General features: G+C 73.5%; 16 protein-coding genes. 7 read left to right on the forward strand and 9 right to left on the reverse strand.

What is annotated here, in order from left to right; translation table 11 throughout:
• Positions 1-585 (forward strand): MarR family winged helix-turn-helix transcriptional regulator, encoded by a 585-nt coding sequence (locus BLT44_RS01790; RefSeq protein ID WP_010155870.1) that lies wholly within the window; start codon positions 1-3, stop codon positions 583-585.
• On the forward strand, positions 582-1,070 hold the full coding sequence (locus BLT44_RS01795; protein ID WP_010155869.1) for a DUF3237 domain-containing protein: 489 nt from the start codon (positions 582-584) through the stop codon (positions 1,068-1,070). Before BLT44_RS01790 ends, BLT44_RS01795 begins: the two co-directional genes overlap by 4 nt.
• A 25-nt stretch (positions 1,071-1,095) precedes the next feature.
• On the opposite strand, the gene BLT44_RS01800 is transcribed toward BLT44_RS01795, so the two are convergent.
• The 3 genes from BLT44_RS01800 to BLT44_RS01810 all read right to left on the reverse strand — a co-directional run bounded on the left by BLT44_RS01800 (position 1,096) and on the right by BLT44_RS01810 (position 4,410).
• Entirely contained in the window at positions 1,096-2,202 is a 1,107-nt protein-coding gene (locus BLT44_RS01800) for an FUSC family protein (RefSeq protein ID WP_010155868.1), read from the reverse strand.
• Between the two features lie 188 nt (positions 2,203-2,390).
• Positions 2,391-3,203, reverse strand: coding sequence for a polyphosphate--glucose phosphotransferase (gene ppgK / locus BLT44_RS01805; RefSeq protein ID WP_010155867.1), 813 nt, complete (start codon positions 3,201-3,203; stop codon positions 2,391-2,393).
• 34 nt (positions 3,204-3,237) lie between these two features.
• A complete protein-coding gene (locus tag BLT44_RS01810) occupies positions 3,238-4,410 on the reverse strand; it encodes an acetyl-CoA C-acyltransferase (protein ID WP_010155866.1) in 1,173 nt (390 codons plus the stop codon).
• A gap of 255 nt (positions 4,411-4,665) precedes the next feature.
• Here BLT44_RS01810 and BLT44_RS01815 point away from each other — a divergent pair, with 255 nt between their 5' ends.
• Positions 4,666-6,036, forward strand: coding sequence for a D-alanyl-D-alanine carboxypeptidase family protein (locus BLT44_RS01815; protein WP_176783258.1), 1,371 nt, complete (start codon positions 4,666-4,668; stop codon positions 6,034-6,036).
• Between the two features lie 57 nt (positions 6,037-6,093).
• On the opposite strand, the gene BLT44_RS01820 is transcribed toward BLT44_RS01815, so the two are convergent.
• The 4 genes from BLT44_RS01820 to BLT44_RS01835 all read right to left on the reverse strand — a co-directional run bounded on the left by BLT44_RS01820 (position 6,094) and on the right by BLT44_RS01835 (position 12,275).
• Positions 6,094-7,365, reverse strand: a complete 1,272-nt coding sequence (locus tag BLT44_RS01820; RefSeq protein ID WP_010157878.1) for a M20 family metallo-hydrolase — start codon at positions 7,363-7,365, stop codon at positions 6,094-6,096.
• 147 nt (positions 7,366-7,512) lie between these two features.
• On the reverse strand, positions 7,513-9,162 hold the full coding sequence (locus BLT44_RS01825; protein ID WP_010155865.1) for an amidohydrolase: 1,650 nt from the start codon (positions 9,160-9,162) through the stop codon (positions 7,513-7,515).
• A 10-nt stretch (positions 9,163-9,172) separates the two neighbouring features.
• Positions 9,173-10,855 (reverse strand): thiamine pyrophosphate-dependent enzyme, encoded by a 1,683-nt coding sequence (locus BLT44_RS01830; RefSeq protein WP_010155864.1) that lies wholly within the window; start codon positions 10,853-10,855, stop codon positions 9,173-9,175.
• A gap of 88 nt (positions 10,856-10,943) precedes the next feature.
• Complete coding sequence (locus tag BLT44_RS01835) at positions 10,944-12,275, reverse strand: MFS transporter (protein WP_010155863.1); 1,332 nt, start codon at positions 12,273-12,275, stop codon at positions 10,944-10,946.
• Positions 12,276-12,433: 158 nt separating this feature from the next.
• Here BLT44_RS01835 and BLT44_RS01840 point away from each other — a divergent pair, with 158 nt between their 5' ends.
• Positions 12,434-13,606 (forward strand): RsbRD N-terminal domain-containing protein, encoded by a 1,173-nt coding sequence (locus BLT44_RS01840; RefSeq protein ID WP_074689854.1) that lies wholly within the window; start codon positions 12,434-12,436, stop codon positions 13,604-13,606.
• An 81-nt stretch (positions 13,607-13,687) separates the two neighbouring features.
• On the opposite strand, the gene BLT44_RS01845 is transcribed toward BLT44_RS01840, so the two are convergent.
• The gene (locus BLT44_RS01845) at positions 13,688-15,088 is read right to left on the reverse strand and encodes a M20/M25/M40 family metallo-hydrolase (protein ID WP_010155860.1); all 1,401 of its coding nucleotides are present in this window, start codon (positions 15,086-15,088) and stop codon (positions 13,688-13,690) included.
• A 295-nt stretch (positions 15,089-15,383) separates the two neighbouring features.
• Positions 15,384-16,025: a TetR/AcrR family transcriptional regulator gene (locus tag BLT44_RS01850; protein WP_010155859.1), complete on the reverse strand. Its 642-nt coding sequence runs from the start codon at positions 16,023-16,025 to the stop codon at positions 15,384-15,386.
• 196 nt (positions 16,026-16,221) lie between these two features.
• Between BLT44_RS01850 and BLT44_RS01855 the strand changes: the two genes are divergently transcribed.
• From BLT44_RS01855 to BLT44_RS01865, 3 genes are read left to right on the forward strand one after another with little or no spacing between them, the layout of a single operon-like run.
• Positions 16,222-17,895: an amidohydrolase gene (locus BLT44_RS01855; protein WP_010155858.1), complete on the forward strand. Its 1,674-nt coding sequence runs from the start codon at positions 16,222-16,224 to the stop codon at positions 17,893-17,895.
• Complete coding sequence (locus BLT44_RS01860; RefSeq protein ID WP_010155857.1) at positions 17,892-19,526, forward strand: ABC transporter substrate-binding protein; 1,635 nt, start codon at positions 17,892-17,894, stop codon at positions 19,524-19,526. The genes BLT44_RS01855 and BLT44_RS01860 overlap by 4 nt, the downstream gene beginning before the upstream one ends.
• On the forward strand, positions 19,526-20,572 hold the full coding sequence (locus tag BLT44_RS01865; protein WP_050803103.1) for an ABC transporter permease: 1,047 nt from the start codon (positions 19,526-19,528) through the stop codon (positions 20,570-20,572). Before BLT44_RS01860 ends, BLT44_RS01865 begins: the two co-directional genes overlap by 1 nt.
• Positions 20,573-20,621: the final 49 nt, after the last annotated feature.

Consider the following 20,621-nt stretch of genomic DNA (forward strand, 5'->3'; position numbering starts at 1 on the left):
ATGGGCGCCGCCGTCGACCCCGCCCGCCTCGCCGGCGTCATCTCGCCCCTGCGCCGCGCCCTGCTCGCGGCCGCGCGGGCGGCCGGCGACCTGCCCGAGATCCCCGACTCGCAGATCCAGATCATCCGCGCCCTGCCCGACGGGGTGGCGCTCGCGCCGAGCGACCTCGCCGACGCCCTGCGCCTCGACCGGTCCACCGTCAGCAACGTGCTCGCGGCGATGCAGCGCGCCGGCCTGATCGAGCGCCGACCCGACGCCGCCGACGGCAGGCGCGTGCTGGTGTCGACCTCGGAAGAGGCCCGAATGCTCTTCGCCGCCTACGACCGGGCAAGCACGCGCATCCTCGGCGCCTCCCTGGCGGCGCTGCCGGCCCGCGATGCGCACGCCATCGAGACCGCGCTTCCCGCACTCGAACGGCTGCTCGACGCCCTCCTCGCCGACCGCGGGGTCGAGCAGCCCGAGCAATCGGCCGAGTCCGAGCAGTCGGCCGAGCCCGAGCAGTCGGCCGATCCCGAGCAGCCGGCCGATCCCGCGCTGCCCGCACCACCCCACCCCGCGAACGACCGAGCATCGGAGCACTCATGACCAGCCGCGCACCCGCACCCCACCCGGCACTGCCCACTCCGGGCCTCGAGCACGTGTTCGACGTCTCGGTCGCGCTCGGCGCGATCGAGGATCACGGCGCCACCCGGGCCGGCCACCGCAGGATCATCCCCATTCTCGGCGGCAGCATCACCGGCGAGGTGAACGCCGAGATTCTCCCCGGCGGCGCCGACTGGCAGATCGTGCGCGCCGACGGGTCGATCGAGATCGACGGACGCTACTCGGCCCGCACCGACGCCGGCGAACTGCTCTACCTGCAGGCGACGGGCGTGCGCAGCGGCGAGCCGCACGTGCTCGAATCGCTGCTCGCCGGCGAGCCGGTCGACCCGTCGGAGTACTACTTCCGCACCCTCGTCACGATCGAGACGTCGGCGCCGGCGCTCGCCCACCTCGAGCGCTCGCTGCACCTCGCCGTCGCCGCGCGCACCGCCGACTCCGTGCGCTACGCCACCTACCGCTTCGTGTAACCGGGCGGCGCAGCGGATCGCCGCATCACTCGCGGCGATCCTGCGTCACCCGCCGGTGCAGCCGCGCCGTGGCCACCGCGATCGCCGAGCCGATGAGCGTGTCGAGCACCCGCTCCGCGGCGGCCCCCATGAGATCGCCCCCGCCGGCGGCGGCCCCGGTGAGCAGCAGCACGAGCGGCGTGATGAACACGAGCGCGAGCGCGTAGTTGCGCACCACGACGAGCTCGATGATGAACTGCAGCCCCGTGAGCAGCAGCACGAGCGCGAACGGGATCGCGCCGAGCGGGGCGATCGCGAGGTACACGCCCGCACCCACGAGGGTGCCCACCGTGCGGTGCAGACCGCGGGCGAGCGAGTGGCGCCGCACCGCGCTCAGACCGATCACCGCGACGCCCGCCGAGACCGTCCAGTAGGCGCGGTGCGGGTCGATCCAGAGCATCGTGACCGCCGTGCCCGCGACCGAGACGATGAGAATGCGCAGGATCAGCCGAAGCTCGCCCGACCCCAGCCACGGACCGGGCAGGAGCTCCCCGAGCGGGCGCACCGGCTTCGCCCGCTCCGACCCCCGCAGCAGGGGGGCGAGCGCGAGCAGATACGAGAACAGCGCACCGCCCGAGAGGGCCGCGATGAGCACCAGCGGCGAATTCACCCGCTGCCCGTCGACCACCGCCGTGATGTTGCCGGCGAGCCCGTAGCTCAGCACGAAGAACACCGGGCCCGGCGGCCCGAGCCGGAAGGCGAACGACAGCGCCGACGTCGCCCCCGCGACGACGACGAGTCCGACGCCCAGCAGCACCGGCCACGGCGAGAGCGCCGCCCCGAGCGCCGCTGACGCGATCAGGGCGAGCGCGACGAACGGCAGCACCTTCGCGCGCTCCGCGGCGGCGAGGCCCGCGGCGAACAGCGCCACGAAGGCGCCCGCGGCGGTCTGCAGGCCGACCCCCTCGTAGCCGAGCGCCGTCAGCGCACCGAACGGCACCCCGATCGAGAGTGCGGCGCGCAGCGCGATCCAGAGCCGCGGGCCCGGGCCCGCCGGCATCTCGAAGAGGCTGCGCACCGCCTTGATCACCGCGGTCGGCGGCGTGCGCCGGTCGGGTCGGGCGGGATCGCCGTCGCCGACCGCTTCCGCCATGCTCGCCCTCCGCCCTTCGTACCCACCCATTCTTCCAGGTGCGGCGGGTGCGCGTGACCGCGCGGGTGCGGATGGTGCGACGACGCTGGCGAGTGCGGCGACGCTGGCGCATGCGGCGACGCTGGCGCATGGGCCGGCGCATGCGGCGAAGCGGCTGGCGCCGCCACGTCGGCGCGGGCGGAGGCCGCCTACGGTGCGGAGTTGGCCGATGCGGGGTCGAGCGCTTCGGCGGCGAGTCGCGCCGCGCCGATGATGCCCGCGTTGTTGCGCAACCGCGCCGGCACGACCGGCACCGTCACGCCCGGGAACGGGAGGTAGCTGTCGGAGGCCTTGCTGATGCTGCCGCCCAGCACGAACCGGTCGGGGTTCAGAATCTTCTCGAGATGGCCGATGTACCGGGCGACCCGCGACGCCCACTCCGCGAGCGTGATGCCCTCCCGCTCGATCACCTTCGCCGCGGTGTGCCGCTCGATCGAGGTGAAGCCGTCGAGCTCCAGGTGCCCGAGCTCGAAGTTCGGCACCAGCACGCCGTCTGCGACGAGGGCCGAGCCGATCCCGGTGCCGAAGGTGAGCACCAGCGTCACCCCGGGCAGCCCGCTGACCTCGCCGAACGCGACCTCGGCGATGCCCGCCGCGTCGGCGTCGTTGACCACGGTGCACGGCGCCTCCACGGCGGCGGAGAGCAGCGCGTGGGCGTCGGTGCCGATCCAGCTGAGGTCGATGTTCGCCGCCGTGCGCATCACGCCGTCGCGCACCACCCCGGGCAGGGTGACGCCGACCGGCAGCGTCTCGGCGCCGGCGAACCCGCCTGCTGCGAGCTCGGCGCGGATCGCCGCCGCCATTCGGCCGACCGCCGCCGCGATGTCCGCCGGAGCCCCGCCCGCGGGGGTCGCCACCTTGTGCCGAGCGGTGATCTTGTCGCCGGTCGCCACGTCGATCGCGGCGCCCTTGATACCCGTGCCCCCGACGTCGATGCCGATGGCTGCGTGCTGCACTCCCATAGCGGCGAGTGTATCGGCAGCGGCGTCGGCCCCGCTAGACGGCGCGGAGCACGAGCGCGCTGCCCTGCCCGCCGCCCCCGCAGATGCCGACGGCGCCGAGCGACCCGCTGCCGCGCTCGGCGAGCTGCCGCGCGAGCGTGCCCACGATGCGGGCGCCGGATGCACCGATCGGGTGGCCGAGCGCGATCGCCCCGCCGTGCGGGTTGACGACGGCGGGATCGAGCCCAAGCTCCCGGCTCGACTGCACGCCGACCGCGGCGAACGCCTCGTTGATCTCGACGACGGCGAGGTCGGCGGCCGTGGCGCCGCCCGTCTTCGCGAGGGCGGCCTCGATGGCCCGAGCGGGCTGGGAGTGCAGGTGCGTGTCGGGGCCCGCGACGAACGCGGTCGCCTCCACCGCGGCGAGCGGCGAGAGGCCGAGGCGCTCGGCGGCCGCCGCGCTCACGATCACGAGCGCGGCGGCGCCGTCGGTGATCTGCGAGGCGTTGCCGGCTGTGATCGTGCCCTCCCGCGAGAAGGCCGGGCGCAGCCCGGCGAGCGTCTCCGCCGTGGTGTCGGCGCGCACGCCGTCGTCGCTCGCGACCACCGTGTCGCCCCGGCGGGAGGAGACGGTGAACGGCTCGATCTCGCCCGCGAGGAACTCCGCCGAGGCGGCCGCGCGCTGATGCGAGGCCGCCGCGAAGGCGTCCTGCTCGGCGCGGGTCAGGCCGAGCGGAGCGTTGCCGGTCTCGGTGAGCGCGCCCATCGCGACCTGATCGAAGGCATCCGACAGGCCGTCGCGGTCGACGGTGTCGACGAGCGTCGCGTCGCCGTACTTGGTGCCCGCGCGCAGCGGCAGCACGTGGGGCGCGAGCGACATCGACTCCTGCCCGGCGGCGACCACCACCTCGGCCTCGCCGCTCGCGATGAGCCGCACGGCCTGCGACACGGCCTCGGCGCCCGAGAGGCACACGGCGTTCAGCGTGATCGCGGGCACGCCGAGGGGAATGCCGGCGCCCACCGCGGTCTGGCGGGCGGGATTCTGCCCGGCGCCCGCCTGCAGCACCTGGCCGACCACGACGGCGTCGACGTCGGATGAGGCCACCCCAGCCCGCGCGAGCGCGGCGCGCACGGCGTGAGCGCCCAGCACGGTGGCGGGCTGCGCGGCCAGCTGACCGGTGAAACGGGTGAACGGCGTGCGGGCGTAACCCGCGATGAGTGCGGTCATCGGCTGACTCCTCGGTGGTGCGGCGAACTGCACCCATCATCGCGCATGCGGCCGACGGGCGCGCCGCACACCTGCACGGGCGGTGCGGCCCGGAGTGTGCAGGTGTGCGGCACGGCCGGGCGGTGCGCCGGCTCCCCCCCCCCTGCTTCGGTGAGAGATTCGGCGTCGGTGCGAGGCCCCGGGGGCGAATCGCCTCACGCGCGCCGAATCTCTCACCGACGCGACGGGGTCCCGAAGCGCCCTAGGGTGGATCGGGTGAGCTCGACCTCGGCCCCGCATCGCGCCCCGCACCGCGCCCCGCGCCCGCGCACGCGCCGCCTCGTCGGCCTCGGCGCCGCGGGCCTCGCGGCACTGCTCGCTCTCGCCTACGCCGTGCTGTGCGCCATCGCGCCACTGCCCGAGCCGGTGGTGCGCCTCGACGAGCCGGCGACGGCGCGCTTCTCGGCAGACGCCGCGGGGGTGCAGCGCGCCGTCGACGCCGAGCAGCATCCGACGGCGGTGGGCTGGCTGCACGACGACGCGGTGTGGACGAACTCCGAGCGCGCGGCGCCCATCGCGAGCATCTCGAAGCTCGTCACGGCGCTCGTCGTGCTCGACGCGCAACCGGTGGAGGCCGGATCGGACGGCCCGACGCACATCTGGACCGCCGAGGACGCCGCGCGCCAGGCCGAGTACCTGGCCGAGGACGGGGTCGCGTTCCCGATCCCGGTGGGCACCGAGGTGACGGCCCGCCAGATGCTGCAGCTCGCGCTGGTGCCATCGGCCAACGACTTCGCCGCCGCGTACGCGTACTCGGTGTTCGGCGACGACGCCGGGTTCCTCGCCGCGGTGCGCGACTGGCAGCAGCGCGCGGGCCTCGCATCGCTCGAACTGCACGAGCCGACCGGCATGGACGAGCGGAACGCCGCGTCTGCCGCCGACGTGCTGCGCCTCGCGCGCCTTGCGCTCGAGAACGAGACGGTCGCCGAGATCGTGGCGCTGCCCCGCGTCGACCTGCCCTGGGGCATCGGCACGGTCGAGAGCACGAATCCGCTGCACGGGGTGCTCGACGGGGTGGTCGGGGTGAAGACCGGGCGCACGAACGCGGCCGGGTACAACCTCGCGGCGGCGCGCACGAGCGACGCGCTGAGCCGCGAGGTGGTGCAGCTCTCGGTGGTGCTGGGGCGCGACTCCGACGAGGATCGCCTGCGCTCGAGCCTCGACCTGTTCTCGGCGCTCGACGCGGCGCCCCGGCGACTCGCGATCGTCGAGCCCGGCGAGCGCCTGGGCACCGCCACGACCGTCGACGGCGCCGAGATCCCGATCCTCGCCGACGGCGGTGCCGACGCCGTGCTGCTGCCCGGCGAGGAGGCGACGCGTACGGCGTCGCTCCGATCCGGCGGGTTCTCGGAGGCGGGCGAGCCCGATGCGGGGCTCACCGGCGCCGATGCCGCGGCCGGGCGGAGCGTGGGCGCGATCCGCGTCGCCGGTCCCGGGGAGCCGCGAGACCCCGCGGAGCGGGAAGACCCCGCAGAGCCGGACGCGCCGGCCGACCGCACGGTCGACCTCGTCACCGGAGCCGATGTGGTCGCGCCGAGCTACGGCTGGCGCCTCACCCACCCGCGCGAACTGTTCACCTGGAGCTGAGGCTCCGGCGAGCGAAGGGGAGGGCCGCGCGTCTCTCGCCGCGCCGCCCGCGAAGCCTCAGTCGACGAGCGCGCCGGCGGCGAGCCGGCGCACGACGCCCGTGAGGTGGTTCGCGCCCGCGACGAGGTCGGCCTCCTCGGTGAACTCGTCGAGACTGTGCGAGATGCCCGCCACGCTCGGCACGAAGAGCATGACCGTGGGCACGACGTCCTTCATGTTCGTCGAATCGTGGCCGGCCACCGTCATCACCCGATCGTGCGGGAGCCCGAGCTCGGCGGCCACCTCGCGCGCCAGTTCGACGCCCGCCTCGGAGTAGGGGTTCTGATCCCAGCTGTGCTCGGCGGTGACCGTGATCTCCACCCGATCCTCGCGCTGCACCCGCTCGATCGTGCGCTGCAGCGAGGCGTGCGCGGCGCGGATCACGTCGGCGCTCGGCGAGCGCAGGTCGAGCAGCAGCTCCACGTGGCTCGCCACGACGACGGGCGAGTTGGGGTAGACGTTGAGCTCGCCGCACGCGGTGTGGAGCGCGCCCGGCTCGAACTCGTCGACGAGTTCGCGCGCCGCCACCACGAGCCGGGCGGCTCCGAGCAGCGCGTCCCGGCGATCGGTCATGAGGGTCGAGCCGCTGTGCGCCTGCGCCCCGGTCACGGAGAACTCGAACTTGTGCGCCGCCCACGTCGCGTTCACGAGGCCGATGGTCACTCCGTCCTCCTCCATGCTGCGCCCCTGCTGCACGTGGATCTCGGCGTACGACGCCACCTCGCGGCCCGAATCGCCGCCGAGCACATCGCCCGTGCCGCGCTCGCCGATGGCGTCGAGCGCGTCAGCAACGGTCGTGCCGAGCGGGTCGGTAGTCGCGAGCGCCGCGTCGAGGGCCATCTTGCCGGTGAAGACGGAGCTGCCCATCATCGACGGCTTGAAGCGCGAGCCCTCTTCGTTGAACCAGTTGACGACGGCGAGGTTCAGCCGCGCCGCCGAGGGGTCGGCCCGCAGCTCGTCGGCGACCCGGAAGCAGGCGTGCGCCGAAGCCATCACGCCGTAGGCGCCGTCGAAGCGGCCCGCGGTCGGCTGCGAGTCGAGGTGCGATCCGGTCACCACGTAGGGGGCGCCGGGCACGAGCTCGAGCAGGCCGAACTGGTTGCCGGCGGCGTCGCGCTCGACGGTGAACCCGTGCTGCTCGAGCAGCTGCGCGAACCACGCCCGCTGCTCCCCGTCGGCCGCGGTCGCGGCCTGGCGGTCGACGCCGTTGGTGCCGGGCACGGCGCCGAACTGCGAGTGCACGGCCCAGTCGGCGAGAAAGGCCTCATCGTGCTGCTGCGTCATGGTCATCCTTACGTGGTGTGCTGTGCTGCGGAGCGGGGTGCCGGGGCTGCGGGGCGGGGTGCCGGCGCGGGTGCGGCTGCGGGACGGGTGCCGGGGCGGGGTGCCGAGGCCGGCGGGATCGGGGCGCTGCGGCTCGTGCCGATCCCGGGCGGCTCAGCGTCGCGAGTCGTAGCTCAGCGCGCCGCCGAGCACCGTGGCGACGACGTCGAGGTCGGCGACGCGGGGCGCCGTGAGCGGCGACGCGGAGAACACGGTGAAGTCGGCCAGCTTGCCGCGCTCGAGCGTGCCCTTGTCGGCGATCTGCCCGGTCGCCCGCGCCGCCCACTCGGTGTGCGTGCGCAGCGCCTCCTCCGGGGTGATCGCCTCGGCCGCGCCGAGCACGGTGTCGTTCTCGGTGCGCCGGTCGATGGCGGCCTGCATGCCGCGCCGCAGGTTGTTGTCGGCGACCGGCAGATCAGAGGATCCGGCGAGCACGATGCCCGCGTCGATCACCGACCGCCCCCGGTACAGCCAGCCCTCGCGGTCGCGGCCCACCCGATCCGCCATCTGGTCGCCGAAGGCGCTGATGAACCCCGCCTGCGGCGTGACGGCGACCCGCAGGCGCCCCGCGCGCTCCACCTGGTCGGGCCGGGCGATGCCGAAGTGCTCGATGCGGCACGGAACGTCGCGGCGCCCGTAGCGATCCTGCGCCTCCTCGATGAGGTCGAGCGCCAGATCGATGGCGGCGTCGCCGATCGCGTGCAGGGCGAGCGGCCAGCCCGCGCGGTAGGCGCCGAGCGCCCGCTCGCGGTACACCTCGGGCTCGTCGAGCAGGTAGCCGGTGTTGTGGTCGTGCCCGCAGTAGTCCTCGGTGACCGCGGCGGTGGCGCCGAGCAGCGACCCGTCGAGGAACACCTTCACGTGCCCGAAGCGCACCGCGTCGTCGCCGAACCCGGCGCGGATGCCGAGGTCGAGCCCGGCGCCCTCGCCCTCGCGGCAGAAGTCGGCGGCGTGCCCGGTGAGGGGCCTGAGGGCGTCGATCGCCGGCATCAGCTGTGCCCGGGAGTGCAGGCGGCCGCGCTCGGCCGCCGCCTGGTACGCCGCGACCTCGATCGGGCTGTGGCCGATCCACCCGCCGCCGACGCCCGCCTCCGTGAAGCTCGTGATGCCCTGCTCGGCGTATCGGCTCGTCGCCGCCTCCAGGGCCTCGACGAGGCGCTCGGTCGCGTAGGGCAGCAGGAGCGCCTGCACGAGCCCCTGCGCCGCCTCCTCGAGCAGGCCGGTCGGCGCGCCCTGCGCGTCGCGCACCACCACGCCCCCGGTCGGGTTCTCGAACTCCGCGTCGAGCGCCCCGACGAGCCGAAGGGTGGCGGTGTTCGTGATGGAGGCGTGGCCCGAGGTGTGGCGCAGGTAGAGCGGACGCTCCCCGGTGATCTCGTCGAGACGGGCGATGTCGGGGAAGGCGCCGCCGTGATGCGCCTGGTTGAACCCCGTGCCGTGCACCCACGCCTCGGGATCGCCGAGCGCGTCGAGGCGCTCCACCTCGGCGGCGATCTGCGCGTAGAGCGCGTCGAGGCCGCGCGTCGCGCTGAGATCGATCGAGGTGAGCCCGAGCCCCCACCAGGCGGTGTGGCAGTGCGCGTCGATGAGGCCGGGCGTGATGCAGGCGTCGCCGAAATCGTGGGTCTCGGCGGCGTCGAGCCCCGCGATCTCCTCGTCGAAGCCGACGATGCGCCCGTTGATGACGCCGACCGAAGTGGCCGTGGGGCGCTCGGGGTGCATGGTGAGGATCTCACGTGCGGTGAGGATCAGGTCGAGTTGCATGGGTGTCTCCTCAGGCTGCGATCTCGCCCGCGGCGGGCGGCATGACGCTCTCGTCGATGAGCAGGTGGATGAGTGCGGGGCCCTCGGCGGCGAGCGCGCGGTCGAGGGCCGCGGCGAACTCCTCGGTGCGCTCCACCCGCTCGCCGTGGCCGCCGAACGAGCGCATCCAGGCGGCGAAGTCGGGGTTCGCCATCCGCGTGCCCGATGGGCGGCCGGGGTAGTGCCGCTCCTGGTGCTGCACGATGGTGCCGTAGATGCCGTTGTCGACCACGATCACGAGCGGTGCCGCCCCGTGGGCGAAGGCCGTGGCGAGCTCCTGCCCGTTCATCATGAAGTCGCCGTCGCCGCACACCGCGACGACGGGGCGTTCGGGGAAGGCGAGGGAGGCGGCCACGGCGGCGGGCACCGCGAGCCCCATGGCGCCGTTGCGGGCCCCGACGAGGCTCGCGGGCGTGCGGTGCTGCACGAAGCGGTGCGCCCAGATGGTCGCGTTGCCCGCCCCGAACGTCAGCACCGCTCGGCCGCCGAGCCGGTCGTCGAGCTCGCCGAACGCGATGCCGAGGTCGACGCCCGGCTGCTCGACGCCCGCGGGAATGCCCGAGACGCCGGCGACGCCCGGCACGGAGGCGTCGGGGCGGTGGGCCGCGAACCGCTGCTGCGCGGCTGCACGTGCGTCCATCCACTCCATGCCCCGCCCGCCGCGCGCCGATGCGCGATCGATGGCGCCGAGCGCCTCGACGAACGCCGCCGGAGTCGCGAGCACCTGCTGGTCGATGCGCCCCGCGTGCATCGCGGCCTCCGGGTCCATCGACACGAGCACGGTCTCCGCCGCGAAGCCGAGACGGTAGCCGTCGCTCATCACGTCGGATCGGCCGCACCCGACGAACACGAGGAGGTCGGCCGCGGCGTACCCCGCGGCGACCGCGTCGGCGCGGCCGTACCCGAGCCAGCCGGCCCACGCCGGGCCCTCGTGGGGAACGGCGTCGTAGGCGCGCCAGTCGGCGAACACCGGAACGCCGGCGTCGGCCGCGAAGTCGAGCAGCGCCCGGCCCGCTCCCGTGTGCCAGCCGTCTCCGCCCGCGATGATCGCGGGGCGCTCGGCGCGGGCGAGGCGATCCGCGATCGCGGCGATCTCCCCCGCCGAGGGCTGCGGATCCGGCACCGGGATCGGGGTGCTCGGGGCCGCGTCGGTGAGCTCCACCAGCACGTCCTCGGGGAGCCCGACGACCACCGGGCCGGGGCGGCCGGCGGCGGCGACGCGCAACGCCTCCGCGACGAGCTCGCCCGCCCGGTCGGCGTCGTCGATCGTCACGACCCGCTTCGCGGTCGAGCCGAACCAGCCGGTCAGGCTGAACTCCTGGAACGAGTCGCGTTCCCGATCGGCGACCGGGATCAGGCCGACGAAGAGCACCAGCGGCGTCGCATCCTGCCACGCCGTGTGGATCGCGATCATCGCGTTCGCGGCGCCCGGCCCGCGGGTCACCATCGCGACGCCCGGCAGCCCCGTGAGCCGGCCCTCGGCGAGCGCCATGAAGCCCGCCCCGCCCTCCTGACGGCAGACGACCGTCTCGATCGTCGAATCGTGCAGCCCGTCGAGCACGTCGAGGTAGCTCTCGCCGGGAACGGCGTAGACGCGCGGCACGCCGTGCGCCTCCAGGGTGCGGACGATGAGGTGGCCGGCCGACTGTGACATGTGGTGCGATCCTTCCGAGAACGAGGGGGCGGGAACGGGAGAGGCCGGTGCGGGCCCTCGACACGAGGGTCCGCACCGGCCCCGTCGATCAGTGCTTGAAGCCGGGCAGCTTCACGCTGAGGCGCGGCGCGACGGCGCCCGCGAATGCCGAGAAGAGGCTCAGGAAGATGAGCATCGCAGCGGCGGGCCACCAGTGATCTGCCGCGGCGGCGACGAAGCCGGTCGCGAGCAGCGGGATGAAGCCCGAGAGCATGCCGGCGGTGTTCTGCGCCAGGCCCACGCCGGTGTAGCGCGTCTTCGCCGGGAAGAGCCCGGTGAGCACCGTGCCCGAGGCCGCGTAGGGCAGCGAGAGCGCGGCCACGGCGAGCGTCATCGCGAGCACCACGAGCACCGGGTTGCCCGACGCGAGCATCAGGAAGGCCGGGATCGCGACGATCGCCGAAGCCACGCCGCCCCACAGGATCACGCGGCTCGCGCCGTACTTCGACCCCAGCATGCCGCCCCACAGCAGCATGAAGATCTCGACGAACGCGGCCACCATGCTGCCGAGCAGCATCAGCGACGAGTCGTAGCCGAGCACGTTCACGCCGTAGTACACGCAGAACGCGGTGACGAGGTAGAACCCGCCCACACCGAGCAGGGCCGCCGCCATGCCCACGATGATCTGCTTCCAGCTGTGCTTGAAGGTGCTGGCGACGGGGGTCTTGTCGACCTCGCCCGACTCCTCGAGCTGGCGGAAGACGGGCGACTCCTCGAGCTTCGAGCGGATGTACACGGCCACGAGCAGCAGCGGGAACGCGATGAGGAACGGGATGCGCCAGCCCCACGAGTCGAAGCTCTGCTGCGACAGGATGAGCGTCATCACGAAGAAGCCGCCCGACGAGAAGATGGTGCCGATGGGCGAGCCGATCTGCGGGATCGCCGCGTACCGGGCGCGGAGGTGCAGCGGGGCGTTCTCTACGACGATGGTCATGGCGCCCGACCACTCGCCGCCCACGAAGAGGCCCTGCAGCACGCGCATCAGCACGAGCAGCACCGGGGCCGCGATGCCGATGGCCGCGTAGGTGGGGAGCAGGCCGATGAGGCCGGTGACGACGCCGATGCCGACGATCGTGATCATCAGCACCTTGCGGCGGCCGATGCTGTCGCCCATGCGGCCGAAGATGATGCCGCCGATCGGGCGCGCCGCGAGGCCGACGCCGAAGGTGGCGAACGAGGCGAGCGCCGCCGCCGTCGCGTTCTCGCTCGTGAAGTACTGGACGTTGAAGACCAGAGCGGCGGCAGCGCTGAACAGGAAGAAGTCGTACCATTCGAGAGCGGTGCCGATGAGGGCTCCGATCGCGACCTTGTTCGCGTCCTTGACGCTCAGTTCTTGCGTGGCACCGTATTCGATCGATGCCGTGTGGGTTGTCTCGCTCATGCGTTCTCTCCGTCGAGGATGCGGGATCCGGGCGTGCGGCACGCGCACGATTGCGCGGGCGTCGGTACTCGATTTTCGCAGGGAATCCGCACATCCGGAGTGCCATATCGCCCCCGAACACGCGCAGATTTCAGTGCATGTGCACATACACTGGAGGCATGGACGCCCGCTCCGCCGCCGCGCTCAGCGACACCCCCACCCCCGACGACCGCGGCCGGTGGCTGGAGCTGCTCGCACAGCTCGACCCCGAAGCGCTCACCGACCGCTTCCTCTCGCAGGTCGGCGCGGTGCCCGGCTACGACCCGGCTCCGATCCCCGTCTCCGAGCTGCGCCGCACGGGCACGCTCTCGTTCATCTCCCTGATCGAAGGGCTGCGGGCGGGCGGATTCGCCGCCCCCGTACCCGTCGCCACCGACGTCGGCGTCTCGCGGGCGCGCGCCGGGATCCCCCTCACCTCGCTCATGACCGCCATCCGCCACGACTTCACCGTGCTGTGGGAGGCGCTCACCCGGGCGGCCTCGGCCGCCGACGCCGAGCTCATCGTGCGGCACACGAACATCGTGCTGCGCACCGTCGACGACTACGTGCACCAGACCGAGGCCGCCTACCTCGACGAGCTGCAGCGCATGAACGAGGAGCGGGCGTCGGTGCGGCAGGGGCTCATCGCGGCGCTCTTCCAGGACGCGCAGCCCGGCCCCGAGCGCCTTCAAACGATCGCCGCCGACCTCGGGCTCGCCGAGACCGCCCCGCTGCACGTCGTCGCCGCCGTCGGCGACGACATCGCTGCGCTGCGCGTGCACATCTCCGAACTCGAACGCGCGGGCGGGCGCGTCTACACCCACCACCTCGGCGAGACCCTCATCGCCTTCATGCGGCAGACGCCGCTCCCCGGAACCCGGCTCGCGGAGGTCGCGGCGCGCGCGCTCGACCTGCGCGTCGGCGTGGCGCGAGCGCTCGCCGGGGTCGCCGACCTGCGACAGGCCGCCGCCACCGCGCGGGCGCTGGCGCTGGCGTTCACCGCCGACGAGACCGGGGCGATGACGTGGAGCCGCGGCTGGGCGCGGCTCGCGGCCCGCAGCCTGCTCGACGCCGGCAGCCCGATCCTCGCCGACGTGCACGACGCGCTCGCGCGCTGCACCCCCGCCGAGCGCGTACGGCTCGAGGAGGCGGTGCGCCGATACCTCGACACCGGCAGCATCGGCGCCGCCGCCGAGGCGCTCTACTGCCACCGCAACACCCTCGCGAACCGGCTGCGCCGCTTCGCCGACCTCACGGGCGTCGACCCGCTCGTGCCCGCGGACGCGGCGCGCCTCGTCGTCGGCTGGGCCTGATCAGGCGGGGGCCGGGTCGGGCGGCGACCGGCGGGCGCCCAGTCGGGCGGGGGTGACCGGCGCCGGGTGATCGGGGTCGGATCAGGCGAGGCGATCCGCGACGATGCGCTGCAGCGCGGCGAGCGAGAGCGTCACCGACTCCACGTCGATGCGCTCGTCGTTGCCGTGCACGCCCTCGCGGTACCGCTCGTAGCTCCAGTCGGGGCCGAGCAGCCCGAAGCCGTACGCCGGGATGCCGAGCTCGCGCAGCACGCGCGCATCCGATCCGCCGGCCGCCATGATCGGCACGACCGGGGCGTCGGCGACCGCGGCGACCGCGCGCTCGATCGCGGCGAAGAGCGGGGTGTCGGAGGGCGACGTCGTGGCCGCCCAGCCCCGCAGGTGCTCGATCTCGATGTCATCGGCGAGCGGCCCGAGCACGACGCGCAGCAGGTGGTCGACCTCCGCGTCCGTGGTGCCGGGGAGGGTGCGGATGTCGAGGTCGATCGTGCCCATCGCGGGGATCACGTTGTGCGTCATGCCGGCGCGCAGCACCGTCGGAGACATCGTGATGCGCGACACCGCATGCGCGTACCCGGCGATGCCGCCGAGGTGCGGCAGCGCGGCGTCGAGCCGCACCGGGTCGCGCAGCCGCTCGGCGAGCGCCGGATCCTCAATGCGCGCGCTGACGAACGCGTTCCAGAGCGGCCCGAGCTGGGCGGCCGGCATCACCTCGCCGAGGCGCTGCAGCACCTCGCCCACGCGGTACGACGCGCTCTTCGCCCCGTACGGGATCGACGCGTGGCCGGGCTTGCCGTGGATCACGAGGCGCCGCCCGGCGGATCCCTTCTCGGCCACCTCGATGGCCACGTGGCGGCCCATGCGCATGCCGCCCGACTCCGAGAGCGCCTCGGTCACCCGCACGACCTCGGGGTGCTGGCGCACCAGCCAGTGGATGCCGTACTCGCCGCCGCCCTCCTCGTCGGCGACCGCGATCAGCACGAGGTCGCCGCGGGGCGGCTCGGGGGCGAGCGCGGCGTCGCGCAGCACGCAGGCGAACGCGGCGGTGAGGTACAGCATGTCGACGGCGCCGCGCCCCCAGATCTCGCCGTCGATGAGATCGCCGCCGAAGGGGTTGCGGGTCCAGCCGTCGGGGTCCACCGGCACGACGTCGAGGTGGCCGAGCAGACCGAGCGACGGGGCGTCGGGGTCGGTGCCGGTGCCGCGGAGGCGCGCGACGAGCGAGGCGCGGCCGGGCGCAGATTCGAGCACGTGCGTCTCCACGCGGCCGGTGGCCACGGCGTCGGCGAGGAAGCGCTGCAGCACGCGCACGCTGCGGATCTCCTGCCCCGACCCCACGCTGCCGTCGTTGACGCACGCCTCGCGGATCAGTGCGCGCAGCAGCGCGATCGTGTCTGCGGCCGAGCCGGTCGCAGACGGCTGCAGGGCCGATTCCGGTGCAGCCGGGGTCGATGCCGTCGATTCCTCGCCGCGTTCAGACACCGGCTGCCACCTCCTCTTCTCGGGCCGCGCCCGGGTCACCCGTCCAGCCTACTCGGGTGCCGCGGCGCGGGGTCGAGCGGGGTGACGCCGCGCACCGCTCCGCGCTCCCCCGCCGCTGCGGCCCGTGCGCGCCCGCCGGCGCACACCGCGTTCGCCGATCCACCCGTGTTTCGCATGTGCGTCGGCGAGAAACGTGTGCACCGGCGGGCGCGGCGCGGCGAGAAACGTGTGCACCGGCGGGCGCGGCGCGGGGGGAAGGGCGGTGCACCGGCGAGAAACGTGTGCACCGGCGGGTTCAGGCCGACACGGCGCGCTCGACGGAGTCGAGGATCGCCGAGACGCCCGCGCGGAACACCGTCATGCCGTCGACGGCGAGCAGCGCGTCGCGATGCGCGTCGACGAGGGGGTACTCCGAGAGGGCGATGGGCCCGAACGTGCTGATCCAGGGGATCGAGCCGTCGCGGGCGAGGGGCCCGCGCTGGAAGGTCTCGTTGGCCATCGCCGAGGAGTGGGCGAGCATGAAGCCCGAGATCGCCGCGTAGAAGCGGATGAGGTCGTCGCCCGAGAGCCCCGCCTCGACGAGCATCTCGAGGAGGAACTCGACGGCGGACGCGTCGCCGGGGCCCGCCGGGTCGGTGACGGCGCCCTCCTTGCCGATCGCGGGGTATTCGAGGCTGAGCTCGGCGGTGCGCGTCACGACGACCTCGACCCGCTCGCGCCACGTGCCGCTCGCCGCCCGGCCCGCTTCGGCCGCCCAACCGCTGAGGCGGTCGAGGGAGGCGCGCACCAGTTCGTCCTTGTTGCGGAAGTGCCGATACATCGCCGACGCGTCGACGCCGAGGTGCTCGCCGAGGCGCTTGAAGGTGACGCGGGAGGTGGGTTCGGTGCGCGCGAGTTCGAGCACCCCGTCGATGATCGTGCGCTGATCCAGTCGCACGCGTCTCACCCCGGCACCACTCGCCACCCTCGGCCTCCGTCGTCAGCTGCGTCTCTCCCGCGTCTCGCGGTGGTCTCAGTGTAGCCAGCGCGGATCACGAATAGTCAACGTCCATGTCATCGACGTTGACTCGGCGGCGGATCTCGCCTACCGTGAACTCCTACGCATCGAAGAAGATACGCCGAAGGAGGCTGCGGTGACGCACACCCCGACCGCTGACACCGTGTTCGAGCACGGCTGGATCTACACCGGAACCGAGGGCTCCCCCGTCTTCGGCGGCATCGCCGTCGCAGACGGGCGCATCCTCTCCACCGACGCCGAGGAGGTGGCCCGCCTCGCCGAGACGGCGGCCACCCGCGTCGACCTCGCCGGCCGGCTGCTCATCGCCGGTTTCCAAGACGCGCACGCGCACCCGGTGATGGCCGGCGTCGAACTGCTGAGCTGCGACCTGTCGGGCTGCGACACCGCCGAGGAGACGCTCGCCGCGGTCGCAGCCTACGCCGCGGCGCACCCCGACCTCGCCTGGATCCAGGGCGCCGGCTGGTCGATGGACGCGTTCCCCGGCGGCACGCCCACGCGGCAGATGCTCGACGAGATCGTGCCCGACCGGCCGGTGCTGCTCGAGAACCGCGACCACCACGGCGCGTGGGCCAACACGCGCGCGTTCGCGCTGGCCGGCATCACCGCGGAGACGCCCGACCCGGCCGACGGCCGCTTCGAGCGCGAGGCCGACGGCACCCCGGCGGGCACGGCCCACGAGGGCGCGATGAGCCTCTTCGGCGAGGTGCGGCCGCGCCCCACGCTCGACCAGGCGTACGCGGGGCTGCTCGCCGCCCAGCAGCACCTCGTCTCGTTCGGCATCACGGCCTGGCAGGACGCGGCCGTCGGCGAGTTCATGGGAAGCCCCGACACGGTGCCCGTCTACCTGCGCGCCGCCCGAGACGGCGCCCTCAAGGTGCGGGTGCGGGGGGCGCAGTGGTGGAACCGGGAGGACGGCGACGCGCAGCTCGGCCCGATCCTCGCCCGCCGCGACGAGGTGGCGCGCGAGTGCCACCCCGACCGGCTCTCGCTGGCGTCGGTGAAGGTGATGGTCGACGGGGTCGCCGAGAACTTCACGGCGGCGATGCACGAGTGCTACCGCGACCACCACGGCGACGCGACCGAGAACCGCGGCATCTCGTTCTTCGATCCGCGAGACATGGCGCGCTTCGTCGCCGCGCTCGACGCCGCGGGCATGCAGGTGCACTTCCACGCGCTCGGCGACCGCGCGGTGACCGACGCGCTCGACGCCGTCGAGTACGCGCGGGAGCAGAACGGCGCGAGCGGCAACCGCCACCACCTCGCGCACCTGCAGGTGGTGCGCTCGGAGGACGTGGCGCGGTTCGCGCCGCTCGAGGCGACCGCGAACATCCAGGCGCTGTGGGCCTGCCACGAGGATCAGCTCGACACCCTCACCCTCCCCTTCCTCGCAGACGACGCCGAGGACCACCACTACCCCTTCGGCGAGCTCGTCGCGTCGGGCTCCCGGCTCGCCGCAGGCAGCGACTGGCCGGTGTCGAGCCCCGACCCGGTGCAGGCGATCCACATCGCCGTGAACCGCCGCTCGCCCGGCAGCGACCTGCCGCCCCTCGGCCCCGAGTCGCAGAAGCTCACCCTGGCGCAGGCGCTCGACGCGTACACCCAGGGCACGGCCCGGGTGAACCACCTCGACCACGCGACCGGCCGCATCGAGCCGGGGTACTACGCCGACCTCGCCATTCTCGACCGCAACCTCTTCGAACTCGCTCGCGAGGATCTGCACACCGCGCGCGTCGACGAGACGTGGATCGGCGGCGAGCGCGTGTACGCGCGGGCGGAGGGCGCAGCGTGACCGGGCGCCGCATGCGCCGAGCGGCCACGGCGGGCACCGCGATCCTGCTCGCCGCGGGTCTCGTCGGGTGCGGGCAGAGCGCCGTCGGGAAGGATGCGGGCACGTTCGAGCTCGAGGCGACCACCCCGGCGCCGGTGGGCGACATCGACTCGTTCACGTGGGCGCTCGGCACCGAGCCCTACTCCCTCGACCCCGCCTACGCGTTCGACTACAACGACAACACGGTGCTCTCGAACGTCTGCGACTCGCTGCTGCGGTGGAACTCCGACCTGTCGGTCTCGCCGGGGCTCGCGACCGCGTTCGACCATCCCGACCCGCTCACCTGGGTGTACACGATCCGCGAGGGCGTCTCGTTCCACGACGGCACCGAGATGACGCCGAACGACGTCGTCGTGTCGCTGCAGCGGCATCTCGACCCCGAGGTGGCCTCGTTCTGGTACGACACGTTCAAGAACGTCGACACCATCGAGCAGACCGGCGAGCACGAGGTCACCGTGCGCACCGTCGTGCCCGACTCGCAGTTCAACCAGCTGATGTCGGCCGCCCCCGGCGTCATCCAGTCGGCCGCCAGCACCGAGGCGGCAGGCGCCGACTACGGCAACCAGTCGACGGGCGTGAACTGCACCGGGCCGTTCTCGTTCGGCGAGTGGCGCTCGGGGGAGTCGATCACCCTGAACCGCTTCGACGACTACTGGGATCCGGAGCTGCGGGCGAAGGCCGAGCAGCTGACGTTCGTGATCCTCACCGACGCCAATGCGCGCGTCAACGCGCTGCAGACGGGCGAGATCGACGGCGCGTGGACGATCCCGAGCAACGCCATCGACGTGCTGCGCGCCAGCGACACGGGCAGCGTGCACTTCGGCCTGAACGCGACCGTGCAGAGCCTCATCGTCTCAGACATGGACGGGCCGCTCGGCGACGTGCGGGTGCGCCAGGCGCTGACGATGGCGCTCGACCGCGAGGCGCTGGTGCGCGCCGCGGTGCAGGGCTACGCGACGCCGACCGACGCCCTCACGCCCGAGTCGGTGTGGATCAACGGCGACCCCGAGGCGACCGACGCCGCGTTCGAGGATCTGCCGAACCACGACTACGACCTCGACGAGGCGCGCCGGCTCGTGCGCGAGGCGGGCGCGGAGGGCGCGAAGATCACCTACGCCACCGCGTCGCTCGATGCCTCGTTCGACGTGATCTCGCAGGCGGTCGCCTCGGCGGGCGCCGAGATCGGGCTCGACATCGAGATCGACACGCGCACGCCGAACGCCTACACGCTCCTCTTCTCCGACCCGACGGCGCTCGAGGGCGTCGATCTGCTGACGACGCGCTGGTACCTCTCGAGCACCGACCCGCTCGAGATGTACGCGGTGCTGCGCACCGGCGAGTTCTCGAACTACGGCCAGTGGTCGAACCCGGAGTTCGACGCGATCGTGAACAAGGCGCTGCAGACCGACGACCCGTACGCGCGCTCGCACCTCGCGGCGCAGGCGCAGCGGCTCACGAGCGAGGAGCTCCCCTGGATTCCGCTGTTCGACGTGCCGACCACGCTGTGGCTCGGCGAGCGGATCACAGGCGTCGACCCGTCGATCTACTACATGTACTACCCCTGGGCAGCGACGATCGGGAGGGCCGAGTGATGCGCGCACCGTCAGGAGCGAACGAGACGCGGGCCGTGCGCCTGCGCGAGGACGGACCGGAGGCGCGCCGCACCCGCGCGGGCCGCGGCGGGGCGACGGCGCGCTTCGTGCTCGGGCGTGTGGTCGGCCTCGTGGCGACCCTGTTCGCCGCCTCCCTCGTCGTGTTCTTCTCACGCTTCGTCGTACCCGGCGACCCGGCCCGGTTCCTGCTGCGCGGCCGCAGCCCGAGCCCCGAGGCGATCGCCGAGGTCACGAAGCAGTACGGCCTCGACAAGCCGCCCATCGAGCAGTACCTCTCGTGGATCGGCGGCGTGGTGCGCGGCGACTTCGGCCGCTCGCTGCAGTACCGCGACGACGTGTCGAACGTGCTGCTCGCCCGCCTGCCGGTCACACTCGAGCTGGTGGCGCTCGCCGCCGTCATCATCGTGCTCCTCGGGCTCGCGGCCGGCATCTTCGCCAGCCTGCGGCGCGGCAGGGCGGCGGATCGCGTGATCCTGATGACGTCGACGGCGCTCGGGGCGGTGCCGGCCTTCGTCATCGCGATCCTGCTCATCGCCGTCTTCGCCGTGCAGCTCGGGTGGTTCCCGTCGTTCGGCAGCGGCGACGAGGGGTGGGATCGCTTCGTGCACCTCATCCTCCCCGCATTCGCGCTGGGCCTCGCGTTCGTCGCGCTGATCGCCCGCGTCACCCGCTCGTCGATGAACGAGCAGTTCGTGCGCGAGCACGTCGAGGTGGCGACGAGCCGCGGCCTCACCCGCTCGTCGGTGGTGCTGCGGCACGTGCTGCGCAACGCGATCGGGCCGATCCTGCTCGTCAGCGGCGTGCTCGTCGCCGGCCTGCTCGTGTCGAGCGCGATCGTCGAGCAGACGTTCGGCCTCGCCGGCATGGGCTCGCTGCTCGTGCAGTCGGTCGACCGCCTCGACTTCCCGGTGGTGCAGGCGATCGTGCTCGTCGTGGTCGTCGCCTTCGTCACCATCAACACCATCGTCGATCTCCTTCAGCCCCTGATCGACCCCCGCATCGCCGCAGGATCGGAGACCCGATGAGCACCTCTGCCTCTCAGGCCGCGCCCCGGCCGTCCGCATCCGGCGCGTC

Source organism: Leucobacter chromiiresistens, from assembly GCF_900102345.1.
Classification (GTDB): domain Bacteria; phylum Actinomycetota; class Actinomycetes; order Actinomycetales; family Microbacteriaceae; genus Leucobacter; species Leucobacter chromiiresistens.